13 protein-coding genes are annotated in these 13,864 nt (G+C 65.1%); 7 read left to right on the top strand and 6 right to left on the bottom strand.

From position 1 onward, the window contains the following. Genes DY468_RS24890 through iorA form a run of 4 tightly spaced genes read right to left on the bottom strand, consistent with a single transcriptional unit; the run spans nt 1 to nt 3,926 of the window. Complete coding sequence (locus tag DY468_RS24890; RefSeq protein ID WP_283808722.1) at nt 1-795, bottom strand: hypothetical protein; 795 nt, start codon at nt 793-795, stop codon at nt 1-3. Continuing rightward, the gene (locus DY468_RS24885; protein ID WP_283808721.1) at nt 770-1,162 is read right to left on the bottom strand and encodes a hypothetical protein; all 393 of its coding nucleotides are present in this window, start codon (nt 1,160-1,162) and stop codon (nt 770-772) included. The genes DY468_RS24890 and DY468_RS24885 overlap by 26 nt, the downstream gene beginning before the upstream one ends. Next, nucleotides 1,159-2,106, bottom strand: a complete 948-nt coding sequence (locus DY468_RS03250; protein ID WP_164602350.1) for a 2-oxoacid:acceptor oxidoreductase family protein — start codon at nt 2,104-2,106, stop codon at nt 1,159-1,161. The genes DY468_RS24885 and DY468_RS03250 overlap by 4 nt, the downstream gene beginning before the upstream one ends. Next, nucleotides 2,103-3,926: an indolepyruvate ferredoxin oxidoreductase subunit alpha gene (iorA, locus tag DY468_RS03245; RefSeq protein ID WP_164602348.1), complete on the bottom strand. Its 1,824-nt coding sequence runs from the start codon at nt 3,924-3,926 to the stop codon at nt 2,103-2,105. The genes DY468_RS03250 and iorA overlap by 4 nt, the downstream gene beginning before the upstream one ends. A 270-nt stretch (nt 3,927-4,196) precedes the next feature. Here iorA and DY468_RS03240 point away from each other — a divergent pair, with 270 nt between their 5' ends. From DY468_RS03240 to DY468_RS03230, 3 genes are all read left to right on the top strand, one after another. Beyond that, nucleotides 4,197-4,520, top strand: coding sequence for a hypothetical protein (locus DY468_RS03240; RefSeq protein ID WP_164602346.1), 324 nt, complete (start codon nt 4,197-4,199; stop codon nt 4,518-4,520). Between the two features lie 121 nt (nt 4,521-4,641). After that, complete coding sequence (locus DY468_RS03235; protein WP_164602344.1) at nt 4,642-5,574, top strand: CHAD domain-containing protein; 933 nt, start codon at nt 4,642-4,644, stop codon at nt 5,572-5,574. 28 nt (nt 5,575-5,602) lie between these two features. Continuing rightward, entirely contained in the window at nt 5,603-6,394 is a 792-nt protein-coding gene (locus DY468_RS03230; RefSeq protein WP_164602342.1) for a hypothetical protein, read from the top strand. 20 nt (nt 6,395-6,414) lie between these two features. On the opposite strand, the gene DY468_RS03225 is transcribed toward DY468_RS03230, so the two are convergent. Continuing rightward, on the bottom strand, nt 6,415-7,428 hold the full coding sequence (locus tag DY468_RS03225) for a CBS domain-containing protein (RefSeq protein ID WP_164602340.1): 1,014 nt from the start codon (nt 7,426-7,428) through the stop codon (nt 6,415-6,417). Nucleotides 7,429-7,876: 448 nt separating this feature from the next. Here DY468_RS03225 and DY468_RS03220 point away from each other — a divergent pair, with 448 nt between their 5' ends. Then, nucleotides 7,877-8,527, top strand: coding sequence for a hypothetical protein (locus tag DY468_RS03220; RefSeq protein ID WP_164602338.1), 651 nt, complete (start codon nt 7,877-7,879; stop codon nt 8,525-8,527). A 260-nt stretch (nt 8,528-8,787) separates the two neighbouring features. Here the strand turns inward: DY468_RS03220 and DY468_RS03215 are convergent, their stop codons facing one another. Continuing rightward, complete coding sequence (locus tag DY468_RS03215; protein ID WP_164602336.1) at nt 8,788-10,401, bottom strand: ABC transporter substrate-binding protein; 1,614 nt, start codon at nt 10,399-10,401, stop codon at nt 8,788-8,790. Between the two features lie 253 nt (nt 10,402-10,654). On the opposite strand from DY468_RS03215, the gene DY468_RS03210 reads away from it, so the two are divergent. The 3 genes from DY468_RS03210 to DY468_RS03200 all read left to right on the top strand — a co-directional run bounded on the left by DY468_RS03210 (nt 10,655) and on the right by DY468_RS03200 (nt 13,795). Next, complete coding sequence (locus DY468_RS03210; protein ID WP_164602335.1) at nt 10,655-11,785, top strand: M20/M25/M40 family metallo-hydrolase; 1,131 nt, start codon at nt 10,655-10,657, stop codon at nt 11,783-11,785. Between the two features lie 164 nt (nt 11,786-11,949). After that, nucleotides 11,950-12,891, top strand: coding sequence for an ABC transporter permease (locus DY468_RS03205; RefSeq protein WP_164602333.1), 942 nt, complete (start codon nt 11,950-11,952; stop codon nt 12,889-12,891). Nucleotides 12,892-12,904: 13 nt separating this feature from the next. Continuing rightward, on the top strand, nt 12,905-13,795 hold the full coding sequence (locus DY468_RS03200; RefSeq protein ID WP_164602331.1) for an ABC transporter permease: 891 nt from the start codon (nt 12,905-12,907) through the stop codon (nt 13,793-13,795). The last annotated feature ends 69 nt before the right edge of the window (nt 13,796-13,864 follow it).

Here is a 13,864-nt window from a genome sequence, read left to right as displayed (position 1 = left end):
TCAGACCTCCGAAGCGAGCTTGGTAGCAGCGGCTGCGATCTGCGCCGGCGTGATCGGCTCGCCGCTGATCAGATGCAGACCTTCGACACGGCGGTCGCGAAGCTGACGCTCGATCTCCAGCCGCAGCTGGCCGATGTTGAGCTCCGGCACCAGGATCGCCTTGGCGTTCCGGGTCGCCTCGCGCAGCGCAACTTCCGGGAACGGCCACAGCGTGACCGGACGGAACAGCCCGACCTTCTTGCCTTCGGCGCGGCAGGCATCGACGGCACGGCGGGCGGCGCGGGCACTGATGCCGATCGCGACGATCACAACCTCGGCGTCTTCGCAGCGCACGGCCTCGAAGCTGTCGATCAAGTCGCGGTGCTTATCGAGCTTGGCATAGAGCCGGCCAAGATTGCGCGTCACCGTCTCGGGGTCCTGGCTCGGAAAGCCGGTCTCGCTGTGCGTCAGACCCGTGGTGTGGGTGCGATAGCCGTCACCGGGACGCGGCATCGGCGGAATCAGGTCGGCATCGGCCGCATAGGGCTTGTAAGCCTCGCGCGGGCCGCTCGCCCATTTGCGGGTGGCATGCACCGAGGTGCGGCCGCCGAGCGCGACGGTTTCCGACGACTGCGCAATCACCTGATCGTACAGCAGGATCACCGGCGTGCGGCACAGCTCGGCAAGATCGAAGGCGCGGATGGTCTCGTCGTAGATCTCGCGTGCCGAGGCCGGCGCCAGCACGATCATCGGATAGTCGCCGTGGCTGCCGTAGCGGGTCTGGTAAATGTCAGCCTGCGACGGCCGCGTCGGCATGCCGGTCGACGGCCCCCCCGCGCATCACGTTGACGATCACGCACGGAATTTCCGCCCCAGCCGCGTAGCCGATGTTCTCCTGCTTCAGCGAGAAGCCGGGACCGGAGGTCGCGGTCAGCGATTTGACGCCGCCCATCGAGGCGCCGACCACCGCCGCCATCGCGGCGATCTCGTCTTCCATCTGGATGAACACGCCGCCTGCCGCCGGCAGCATGGTCGACAGACGCTCGGCGATTTCGGACGACGGCGTGATCGGATAGCCGGCGAAGAATTTGCAGCCGGCGTCGATCGCGCCCTGGGCGCAGGCGGCGTTGCCGGACAGCAGCTTGGCGGCGGCCTTTGGGATGTGGCGATCCGGCGCGTTCATTGCGCGGCCTCCATCGCGGGCGCTTCGGGGTCGAGATGGACGCGGATCGCAAAGTCCGGGCACAGCCATTCGCACAGCCGGCAGCCGGTGCATTTCTCAGGCGCGACCAAAGTGGCGATGCGATCGGCGTTCAGCGTCAGGCAGCGTTCCGGGCACAGCTTGACGCAGATCTCGCAGCTCTTGCACCAGGCGTCGGTGATTTCGAGCCGCGGCTGATACGGCGCGTGCACTGGTGCCGCTGCGGGTGCTGCGTCCGCCGATGGCGGCTCGTTCTTGGCCTCCGCAATCCAGTTGCGGCCGAGTTCGAACGCGGCGGAATTCACCGCGATGGTCTTCTTCGGCACGAAGGCGGTGACGGTCTTCTCCCACTCCGGCAGCGCGAATTCGAGCACGGTCGACAGCGCGCCGAGCAGCACCACGTTGGCGGCGCGCTCATTGCCGAGCTCTTCGGCCATCTTGGTGGCGTCGATCGCGTAAGCTTCGGACACGTAAGCGGCGACCTGCTCGGCGGTCTCGGTCGCGTAGCGCATCGGCGCGCCGGGACGGCGGCTGCGGCAGGCGAACGGCGGCACGATCCGTTTCGTGTCGCAGATGAACACGCCGGTGTCGCGCTTCAGATGCGGCAGCCAGCGCAGCCCTTCGGCCCATTCCAGCGCGATCAGCACGTCAGCCTCGCCCTTGGCGATGGTGGGCGACCATACCCGCGGCCCGAACCGGACGTGGCTGAACACGGTGCCGCCGCGCTTGGCCATGCCGTGCACTTCGCTCTGCTTGACCTCGTAGCCGTGCGCCTGCGCCAGCGACGCCAGCACCTTGGACACCAGGATCACACCCTGACCGCCGACACCGACGATCAGCACGTTGGTAGGCTCCGCCAGCGCAGCGTTGAACGCCGTCGGCTCGCTGGTCGCATTCAATGCGACGACATTGCTCTGCTCGTTCATTGCGTCACCGCCGGGCTCGCGATCTTGATGCAGTCGATGGTGCAGACCTGGGCGCACAGCGTGCAGCCGATGCACAACGCCGGATCGATCTTGACGCGGTGCCGGCCCTCGAACCATTCGTCGCTCCAGGTCAGCGCCGGGCAGCCGAGATTCATGCAGGACTGACAGGCAGTGCACTGGCTGGTAATGACTTCCAGCGGCGGTCCCTTGATCTTGATCGGATCGAGCACGCACGGCCGGTTCGAGATCAGCACCGCGACACCGCGATAAGCGATCGCCTCGCGCAGCGCCTGATGGGTGGCAGCAAGGTCGTAAGAATCGACCTTCTTCACCCATTTGACGCCGCACGCCTTGATCAGCGCCTCATAGTCGACCTGCGGGGCCGGCTCGCCGCGCAGCGTCTTGCCCGTGCCGGGATGCTCCTGGCCGCCGGTCATCGCCGTGATGTGGTTGTCGAGCAGCATCACCGCGATGTTGGCCTGATTGTAGACCGCGTCGATCAGCGCCGGGATGCCTGCGTGCAGGAAGGTGGAGTCGCCGATGGTTGCGACCACCGGCTTGGTCTCGCCGGCCTTCGCCATACCGATGGCATTGCCGATCGACGAGCCCATTGCCACGCAGGTGTCGATGCCGCGCAAGGGATCGAGCACCGCCAGCGTGTAGCAGCCGATGTCGCCGGCGACGCGGGCGCCGGAGGCGCGCACCGCCATGAAGCTCGAGGTATGCGGACAGCCGGCGCACAGCACCGGCGGCCGCACCACCGGCTCCGGCACCCATGCGTTGTAGGACGGCGGCGCCGGTAACAGGCCGGCCTGCACCAGACCTGCGCGCACCACTTCGGGCGAGAACTCGCCGGCGCGCGGAAACAGCCGCTTACCCTCGACCTTGAAGCCGAGCGCGGCGATCTCCTTCTCGATGATCGGCTCCAATTCCTCGACCACCAGCACCCGCTCGAACGCACTGCAGAATTCCCGCAGCACCGCTTCGGACAACGGCCAGGATGCGGCAAGCTTGAGCACAGGGGCATGCGGCAGCACTTCGCGGACATACGGATAGCAGGTGCCGGCCGTGACGATTCCGAAGCTGTCGTCACCGTGCTCCATCCGGGTGATCGGCGAGGTCGCGAAGTAGTCCTTGAGCTTGGCCTCGCGCTCCAGCACCGAGAGGTGGCGGGCGCGGGCATGCGCCGGGATCATCACGTTCTTCGACGGCTTCTCCAGGAAGCCGCGCGGCGCCGCCTCGACCCGCTCCTCGACCGTGACGGTGCTGCGAGTGTGCGACAGCCGGGTGGTGCTGCGCACGATCACCGGGGTGTCGAACTGCTCGGACAGGTCGAAGGCGAGCTTGGTGAAGTCGTAAGCTTCCTGCGCATCGGATGGCTCCAGCACCGGAACCGACGCGAGCTGGCCATAGAGTCGGCTGTCCTGCTCGTTCTGCGAGGAGTGAATGCCGGGGTCGTCGCACACCACCAGCACCAGGCCGCCGTTGACGCCGATATAGGTCGCCGTCATGAACGCATCGGCGGCGACGTTGAGTCCGACATGCTTCATCGCGCACAGCGCGCGGGAGCCTGCGAACGACGCGCCCATCGCGACATCGAGCGCGACCTTTTCATTGGTCGACCACTGCGCATGCAGGTCCTCGCTCGGATAGGTCGCCAAACTCTCGAGAATCTCGGTACTGGGAGTACCGGGATAAGCGGCGGCAACACGAACACCGGCTTCCCAGGCAGCCCGCGCGATCGCCTCGTTACCGGTCAGCGGTCGATGCTGCTTCGCGTCACTCTTCAACGCTGCGGCGGCTTGCCAAGGTGTATGCATGAAGAGCTCCCCCAAGCGCACGCCACTGCGGCGATTAGAACTGCTGTAAAGAGGCTCTCTTTCCCAAATTTACCTTCCGCCGTATTTGCGCTAAGTCAACGGACCGCACAGTTATCGATCAGCATGATCACTAAGCGCGCAGTGTTTGCCGCCGCGATTTTGTGCTGAGTCAATTCAGTGCAGTGCAGCGATGATTACTGCTACGCAGGAGCGGGTCGTGACAGATACCGCGCGCGGGTAGTTGGACTTTAGACGAACAGTGAGGACGGCATGACGACGACGGCTCCGGACAACGTCCAGCCCACCCCGGCTCCGAGCAAGCCGGCAGCAGAACGCGGGCCCGACAAGCACGTCGAAGCACGGATGGCCCGAATCGAAGCCGCGGTGCAGCGTATTCAACTCGTCATCGTGATGGTGGTCGGCGTCGGCGCGATCCTGTGGTGTCTCGACTTCGCCTCACAACTGATGCCGTTCCCGCCGTCGGCGGCATGGTACTATGGCGGTCAGGCGGTCGCGGCCCTGATCGGCATGAGCATTGCGTATGCGGTGGCCAAGCTGATCGGCTACCCGCTGGAAGTGCTGAAGCGCGCGTAGCCCGACGCGCGAGCCGAGCCATCGGGTTGGCATTGCCCAGCCCGACGCAACGCTGCGTCATCGGCTCGTAAATCTGCTAGGGTACCGCGGGCGGTCATCGTCTTTGCCCGCGTGGGACATTATGAGCCGAGCTCTCGATACACCGAAGGCCAAGCCGAGCATCGGCCCGGCCCACGACATCGTTCTGTCGCAAAACGCCGGCAGCGACGAGGCATTCCGAACCATTGCGACAGAATTGTTACGCCTGATCGCAGCGCAACAGGCCAAGGTGCGCCGCCGCGATCCAACCGGCGTGCACCAGATGCGGATCGCACTGCGGCGAATGCGCGCTGCGATCTCGGTGTTCGGCGAGTTGATCGACGGCCGCGATACTCAGCGGATGAAGCGTGAATTGAAATGGCTGGCCGGACGGCTGGCCCCGGCGCGCGATCTGCATTTGCTGGAAGTGAAAATCAAAAGCGCACAGCTCGGCAGCGGATCGCCGGCCTTTCTGAAGCGGCTCGGCTCCGACCGCGGCGCAGCCTTCGCAAGCGCAAGCGCGACGGTCGAGCTACGGCGCTTCGATAAACTGCTGATCGATCTGCAGCATTGGATCGACGCCGGCGAATGGACCAAGGCAGCGGACGGCGCTGACCGCCCCTCGGCCGTCACATTCGCCGAGCAGGTGCTGACGCGCCGCGCCCACAAGCTGAACAAGCGGCTCGCCAAACTGGAACAGCTCGACGACGAGGAGCGGCATCGGGTCCGGATCGCCGCCAAGAAGCTGAACTACGCGATCGGCTTCTTCGCGAGCCTGTTCGGCGGCAAGGCGGGAAAACGGCTGGAGCGCTTCAGGAAGCACCTGAAGAAGCTGCTCGACGCTCTCGGCGCGCTCAACGACGTCGTGGTGCACCGCAAACTGGCCGGCAAATTCAACCGCGGAACCAAGTCGAAGCTCGATCCAGACGCGGCGCGGCAGCTCGCCGACCTTGATGACGCCGAAATCCACCAACAGATGAAGGCAGCCGCCAGGGCCGCCGCAAAGCTTGCAGAGGCTCCGCTTTTCGGCGATTGACGGCGTTTGAGCCGCGCTGAAGGACACGATGCAGCCAGATCCCCACCCTCTCGTCGAGGCGGCCACCAGCACCTCGCGCTTCGCCGTGACGCGGCGATGGCTGGCGCGGGTATCCGAATGGTCGGCCAAGGCGACGTTCCGGATCAAGCGCGGCCCGCCGGCGGTGACGATCGATGAACTCGGCAAAAGCTGGGAACTGACCGAAGCGCAGCGCGCCTTCCTGCTGCAGCTCGGCGAGACCAAACCGGGTGCGACGTTCATCGACGAGAAGGTCGCCAACATCAACCGTGCGGCGTTCCATCGCTCCGCCTTCGTGCTGAACGCGGCGACGCATCTGATCTTCGTCGACCTTGCCGCTCAACTCCTGCTGTCGCTGTGGGAAGTGAAGGCCGTGCTGGTCGCCCTCAACCTGCTGCTGGCGCTGATCGCGCATGTCCAGATGCGGGAGAATTATCGGGCGCTGCTCGCCGGGCCGCGGGCACTGCCGAAGAAGCGGCGGCTGTGGGGACTGCTGCGCAACCCACGCTACAACAAGGCGGTGAAGAAGAGCTCCAGGCCTTATGCGCGCAGCGCCTGGAAGGAGCAGACGCTGTACCGCACCGCGTATTTCGCCAACGCGGTGATCATCTTTCTCGGCTCGCAGTTCATCCTGCCGGCAGAGCGGCTGATCTTCCCGTTCGGTTTCCTGGTCGGCAAGATCACCGGGCTGATCACCACCGTCGTGGTGTTCTTCGACGTCTGGCGCGGCATCCGCGCCGGCGACGACGCCCGCCTCGCCCGCGAACGCGAGGTCTCGGTGTATCGCAATCTCAAGATCTGAGAGCCCGATACACCGGCGCATCAATGATGCGCCGCCTCACTCTTGCCCCAGCTCAGGAACAGCCCGATGTCGCCTGGGATGCCGTCGGGGAAATCGACCACGCGGGCCTGCAGCACGAAGCCATGCGGCCGCAGCTCCGCCTTCCAGCGCAGATAGATGTCGGCGGCCATGCCGCGCAGCGTCGACGGCCATTCCGGATCTGGCGCATTCACGGCGCGGCCGTGGTCGGTGCACAGCTCGGCCGGAAACCGCAGCAGCAGACTTTCCTGCTCGCCTTTCTTGGCGGCGCTGCGCGCATTGCGCAGCAACCGCTGCCAGGTCTCGTCCGATAGATGCGACGCCAGCATTTCGCTGGCGAGGCGGTGGTGCTTTTCGTCGGCGAGTTCCTTGGCGTGTTTGCGCTTCTCATCCTCGTCGTGTTCGTGCTCGACGCCGAGTTCACGGAACGCGGCGGCCGACAGATCGTCAGCTGCCGGATCGTGCGACGGCACCGGCCGCGCAACGGGCCGCGTCAGCGCCGCAAGCTTGTCGGACGGCGTCGGCCAGGCATTGGGATCGTCGTGCACTGGATCTCCTCCGGTGTGGTTGAGCCCCGTCATGGTCTTGAGCAGGTCGGCCCGGCTGACGATGCCGACGATGCGTCCGTCGCGCACCACCGGCACGCGCTTGATCCGCTTCTCGATCAGCAAATCGGCGATATCGGCCAGCGCGGTGGTTTCTTCGACCGTCACCACCGGACCGACCATGACGTCCTTGGCGGTACGGGGATCCGATTTCAGGAAGCGAACATAATCGGGATGCACCGCCTCACCTTCCGACAAGATCTGCAGCCACCAATCGTGACGCGCCTCGCGATCGCTGTCGGCCCGCGGCATCAGGTCACCCTCGCTGACGATGCCGATCGGCGTCCCAGCCCCGTCGACCACCGGCACGGCGCTGATGCCGTGCTTCAGCAGCGTTTCGGCGATGGTGTGGACGGGCGTGGCGGGCTGCACCGTCACGATGGCGGTGGTCATCACGTCTGCTGCTTTCATGGGAGACTCGTCAGTGGTTTCGGCCTCGGCATGATACGCGGCCTGTATGGCGGCACGATACGCGCCGGACGCGGAACGGGATTGCCGCAGTGCAGCGGCTGACCCGGGTGGCGTCAAGCAACCGCCACATTTCACCATTGCGCTGCGGTCGATCGACGCAGACCCGCACTCCCGCCGAGCCTTGACCATTCGGCTATCATACCGACAGGCGGAAGGGGCCGCCGAAGGTCCGGCGTCATTCGTCAACCCTAACAAATGACAACGCTTTCGGTCGCAATGACGTCACCGCTATCGGCGTGCTACATGTCGACGATCGGCGCGCAAACGGTTTTGACATACCTCAACGCGCCGATGCTGACGCGTGTTCATTTGATTTTCGACAATGCAGCTCGCGGCGGGCGAAACCTATACACCTCGCGCCGGCCTGCCATGAATGGAAAGACGTAACATGGAGTATTTCTCCGCGCTCGGTCCACTGCTGATACTCATGTTGTTCGGTGGTGGCTTCGTGATCGCCGCGTATCTGACGTTCGACGATATGCGCACGCGCGGCGGCACGTTCGATGCTGCTGCCGTCACCGCCTCGATCCGTAACACCATCGATCGGGTCAAGGCGCTGCCGACGACGACGCTGATCATGGTCGGCGCGACCGTGGCTGCGGCGCTGTTCGTCTATCTGGTGTCCGCGAGCGGCTATTATGCACGGCCGGCCGCCGAGGTGACCACCGCCGTCGAGCCGGCGACCGAGGCCGCAGCCCCCGCCGCAACGGCTGCGCCCGAGCCTGCCGCCAAGGCAGCTCCGGCTGCAGCTCCTGCCGCCGCGCCCGCCCCTGCGGCGAAGACGCCTGCTGCCGCCGAGAAGCAGACCTCGATCGCAGCGCCGACCACGGTTGCCGCGGTTCGCAATGTCACCTCGACGAGCTGTGCCTCGGACGGCTGCCCGGTGACCTGCGCCGCAGACGAGACGCTGACCTCGGCCTACTGCCTCAACGGCAGCGGCGCCAAGCTGGCGGACCAGCTCACGGTCAAGGACGGCTCGGTGACGGCGAAGTGCAGCCCGAGCGCCAGCGGCATCAAGGTCGCTTGCGCCCGCAAGTGATCGGCCGCTGAGGCCCCGATCCACATCTGGACAATACCCTACCGATCGAGCCCGGCCGCTGCGCCGGGCTTTTTATTGTTGGGCCTCAACGGAAGACCGCTGGAGGCCCGTCAGCCGACGCCGCTGCGCCAGGGCTTCTTTCCCATGCCTTCTTTCCATGCCTTCTTTCCATCTCTTCGCGCCGCAAAAGACAAAGCGCCGCCCTGCTGGGGCAGGACGGCGCAAGGGGTGGACAGGTCTAATCGGACAGCGATGGACGATCAGTCGTCCTTCTTGTCCATGTTCCAGAACACCGGAGTCGCCGGGCCATCGAGCACGCCGGTCAGCTCGGTGCGCCACACCGTCGGGGTCTTGTACTGGCCGACGTGGAGATAGGTCACCTGATCGTAGACCCGCTTCTGGATGTCGGTGGCGATCTTCTTCTGATCATCGGCCGAGGTGGAGCGGACGAATTTGTCGAGCAGCGCCTCCATCTCGTCGTCCTTCGGCCAGCCGAACCAGCCGCCGGTCTTGCCCTTGCCGTTGAGCATGACGTTGGCGACCGGATTCATCACGTCCGGCACCACCCAATTGGTGAAGAACATGTTCCAGCCGCCCTCGGCCGGCGGCTTCTGGCTGGCGCGGCGCGACACCACGGTCTGCCAGTCGGTGGCCTGCAGGTCGACCTTGAAGCCGGCTTCGCGCAGGAGCTGCGCCGCCACGATCGGCTGAGCCTTCAACGTGACGACGTCGCCGGGCGCCATCAGCACCACCGGCGTGCCGTCGTAGCCGGATGCCGCGAGCTCCTTCTTGGCTTCCGCCATGTCGTCGCCCGTCGTCACCGGTGCAGAGCCGACGTCGGTGGCGAGCGGCGTGCCGCATCCGAAGATCGCGCCGCAGATCTGGTAGTAATCGGGATTGCCGACCAAAGCGTCGAGGATCGGCTTCTGGTTCATCGCCAGCAGCGCGGCGCGCCGCACCTTCGGATTGTCGAACGGCGGATACAGGAAGTTCATCCGACCGATGGTGACGTAGCCGAGCTTGTTGAGGACGTCGACCTTGAGCTCCTTGTCCTGCAGCAGCACCGGCAGAATGTCGAACGACGGATTCTCTACGAAGTCGATGTCACCCGACTGAAGCGCATTCACCGCCGTCTGCGCGTCCGGCATGGTGATCCACTCGACGCGATCGACCTTCACAACCTTGCCGCCCGCGGTCCAGCTCGGTGGCTCCTTGCGCGGCACATAGTCGGTGTTCTTCACGTACACCGCCTTGACGCCCGGCTGGAATTCCGATGCGACGAACTTGAACGGACCGGAGCCGATCTGCTCGGGGATCGCTTTGTCGGGCGGCGTTTCGGCGATCCGCTTCGGCATCATGAACGGCACGATCGACGACGGCTTGGCGATCGAATCCAGCACGAGCGCATAGGGCTCCTTCAGCTTCAGCACGATGGTCTTGGCATCGGGCGCCTCGAGGCTGGCGGTGAACTGCATCAGCTTCTGGCCCATGCCGTCCTTCTTGCCCCAGCGCTGCAGCGAAGCGACGCAGTCCTCCGCGGTGACCGGCGTACCGTCGTGCCACTTCAGGCCATCACGTAGCGTGAAGGTGTAGGTCAGCTTGTCGTCGGAGACCTTGTAATCGGCCATCTGCGGCTGGACTTTGAAATTGGAATCCATCGCCAGCAGCGTGTCGTAAACCATATAGCCGTGGTCGCGCGTAATGTAGGCGGTGGTCAGGCCGGGGTCGATTATACGCAGATCGGAATGCATAACGGCCCGGATCGTCTTGGCGTCGACGGTCGCGGGCAGCGTCAGCGATGCTGCGAGCGCGAGCGCCGGCACGACAAATTTCGACGCGGCGACCGAGCGCATCCAACGCGGTGGATGGAACATTCGTGTTCTCCTGACTTGAAACTGATCAATCACAGATGATTGCTTGTGCAGGGCGATGTGAATCCGGGCGCGGCACCACGCGATCAGTGCATTGCCGCATCCTGATAGTCGAAGACTTGCACCAAGCATGCCAAGCGTCAATCATCGGGCGACGACACCGCATGCACGCCCTCGCGTAGTCACGGGCGAATCTTTCGCTTTACAAATGCAGCGCCAATCAGTCTCGTAAGCCACCTTCAACCGAGAGCGCGTAATGAATCCGGCCAATCTTCCCTTCGACTCCGACACGATGCTGCAAGGACTACGCGCGTGGGTTGAGTGCGAGAGTCCGACCTGGGACACCTCCGCGGTCGAGCGCATGCTCGATCTTGCAGCGCGAGAGATGGCGATCATGGGCGCGACAATCGAGCGCATCGCCGGTCGCCAGGGTTTCGCCGGCTGCGTCCGCGCGCGGTTTCCGCATCCCAAGCAGGGCGAGCCGGGCATCCTGATTGCCGGCCATCTCGACACCGTGCACCCGGTCGGCACGATCGAGAAACTCTCCTTCCGCCGCGAGGGCAACAAGGCGTTCGGTCCGGGCATCTTCGATATGAAGGGCGGCAACTACCTGACGGTCGAGGCGATCCGCCAACTCGCTCGGGCCTCGTTCACGACACCGCTGCCGATCACCGTGCTGTTCACACCGGACGAGGAAGTTGGTACGCCATCGACCCGAGACATCATCGAAGCGGAAGCGACGCGCAACAAATACGTGCTGGTGCCGGAGCCGGGCCGGCCGGACAATGGCGTCGTCACCGGCCGTTACGCGATCGCGCGTTTCAACCTCGAAGCGATCGGCAAGCCGAGTCACGCCGGCGCGACCTTGTCCTCGGGGCGTTCCGCAATACGGGAAATGGCCAAGCAGATCCTCGCGATCGACGCGATGACGGGCGAGGATTGCACCTTCAGCGTCGGCATCGTGCATGGCGGCCAATGGGTCAACTGCGTCGCCACCACCTGCACCGGCGAAGCGCTCAGCATGGCCAAGCGCCAGGCCGATCTCGACCGCGGCGTCGAGCGGATGCTCGCGCTGACCGGTAGCAGCAACGATGTCACCTTCAAGGTGACGCGGGGCGTCACCCGCCCGGTGTGGGAGCCCGATGCCGGCACGATGGCGCTTTACGACAAGGCGCGCGCAGTCGCGGCTCAGCTCGGCGTCGGCCTTCCGCATGGCAGTGCCGGTGGCGGCTCCGACGGCAACTTCACCGGCGCGATGGGCATTCCGACGCTCGACGGCCTCGGTGTTCGCGGCGCCGACGCCCATACGTTGAACGAGCATATCGAGATCGACAGCCTCGCCGAGCGCGGCCGGCTGATGGCAGGATTACTCGCGACACTCGACTGAACGCGGGCCTGTGTCCGGCGCTTCGCGCGAACTCGCAGCGCTGGCACGGGACTTGCTGAACTTCGTGGTCAGCTTTCGGCCGCCGCAGCGCAGGTGATTATGACGAACCGCATCTACGAGATAAGTTTCGCTAATCGTCGATCCAAATCCATGATGGAGCGCCGATGCTCGGCTATCTGATCCGCCGTGTACTGGCGGCCATCCCGGTGATGGGCGTGGTCGCTCTATTCGTTTTCCTGCTGCTTCGGCTGACGCCGGGCGATCCGGCCGCGATCATTGCCGGAGACAGCGCCACCCCTGAACAATTGATGCGCATCCGCGCCACGCTCGGACTGAACGAGCCGCTCTACGTGCAGTTCTTCACCTGGATCGGCCGATTGCTGCACGGCGACCTCGGCGTCTCGCTGATTTCGCAGGTGCCAGTATTGAAGATGATCGGCCAGCGCATCGAGCCGACCATCACGGTGGCGCTGGCGACCATCGTGGTGTCCGTGATCGTCGCCGTCCCGCTCGGCGTCGTTGCCGCCTGGAAACACGGCACCTGGATCGACCGCTGCGTGATGGGGCTGTCGGTGATCGGCTTCTCGGTGCCGGTGTTCGTGATCGGCTATGTGCTGATCCAGGTGTTTGCGATCGAGCTGCGCTGGTTTCCAGTGCAGGGCTTCCGATCGCTGTCGCGCGGCCTGGGACCGTTCGTCGAGCGGCTGGTGCTGCCGACGCTGACGCTATCCTTCATCTACATTGCGCTGATCGCCCGGATGACACGCGCCGCGATGCTCGACGTGCTCGGCGAGGACTATGTCCGCACCGCGCGCGCCAAGGGCATCACCGAAAGCCGGGTGCTGCTGCGCCATGCGCTGCGCAACGCCGCGGTGCCGGTGATCACCGTGATCGGCACCGGCTTCGCGCTGCTGATCTCCGGCGTCGTCGTCACCGAAAGCGTCTTCAACCTGCCCGGCATCGGCCGCCTCACGGTCGACGCGGTGCTGGCACGCGACTACCCGGTGATCCAGGGCATGATCCTGTTGACCTCGGGTATCTATGTCGGCGTCAATCTGCTGATCGATCTGGCCTACACGCTGCTCGATCCCCGTATCCGGTACTGAGGGCGCGCGCACCATGGCTATCGATACCATGCCCGAACCGACCCTTCCTGTGCCGCGGCCGATGCGCCCGCGCCTCGGCTTCCTGCTCTCGACCCCGATTATCGCTGCGGCAACGATTTGCCTGACGCTGATCGTGTTGATGGCGATCTTCGCGCCGTGGCTGGCGCCGCACGATCCGATCACTCTCGCGCCGGCGCTGCGGCTGAAACCGCCGAGCGCCGAGTTCCTGCTCGGCACCGACGCCTACGGCCGCGATCTGCTGTCGCGCATCATCTATGGTGGGCGGGTGTCTCTTCTGATCGGCATCGGTTCGGCAGTCTTCGCGATCGCGATCGGCCTCGTCATCGGCCTGATCGCCGGCTTCTTCCGCTGGGTCGACGCGGTGATGATGCGGATCATGGACGGCCTGATGGCGATTCCCAGCGTCCTGCTCGCGATCGCAGTGGTGTCGTTGTCCGGCGCAAGTCTCACGACGGTGTTGATCGCGATCACGATTCCGGAAATTCCGCGGGTGGCACGGCTGGTACGCTCGGTCGTTCTGACCGCCCGCGAGGAGCCCTATGTCGAGGCGGCGATCTCGCTCGGCTCCAGCCTGCCGAAGATCATGTGGCGGCACCTGATGCCGAATACGGTTGCGCCGCTGATCGTGCAGGGCACCTACATCGCCGCCTCGGCGATCCTCACCGAGGCGATCCTGTCGTTCCTCGGCGCCGGTATCAGCCCGGAGACGCCGACCTGGGGCAACATCATGGCCGAAGGCCGGGCGGTGTTCCAGATCAAGCCGATGCTGATCTTCTGGCCGGGCCTGCTGCTGTCGATCGCGATCCTATCGGTCAACCTGATCGGCGACGCCGCCCGCGACGCGCTCGACCCGCGGATGAAACAGCGCGAGGGTTCGCGATGAAGAGGCAGCTCATCATCTCTGCTCTCTCAGCCCCACAACGCGCACCGACCTCACCTCTCCCCGCACGCG

The organism is Rhodopseudomonas sp. BR0M22 (assembly GCF_010907035.1).
In the GTDB taxonomy this organism is placed as follows: Bacteria; Pseudomonadota; Alphaproteobacteria; order Rhizobiales; family Xanthobacteraceae; genus Rhodopseudomonas.
Note: the sequence above shows the minus strand (reverse complement) of the source record. Positions and strands in the feature narration are given on the sequence as shown.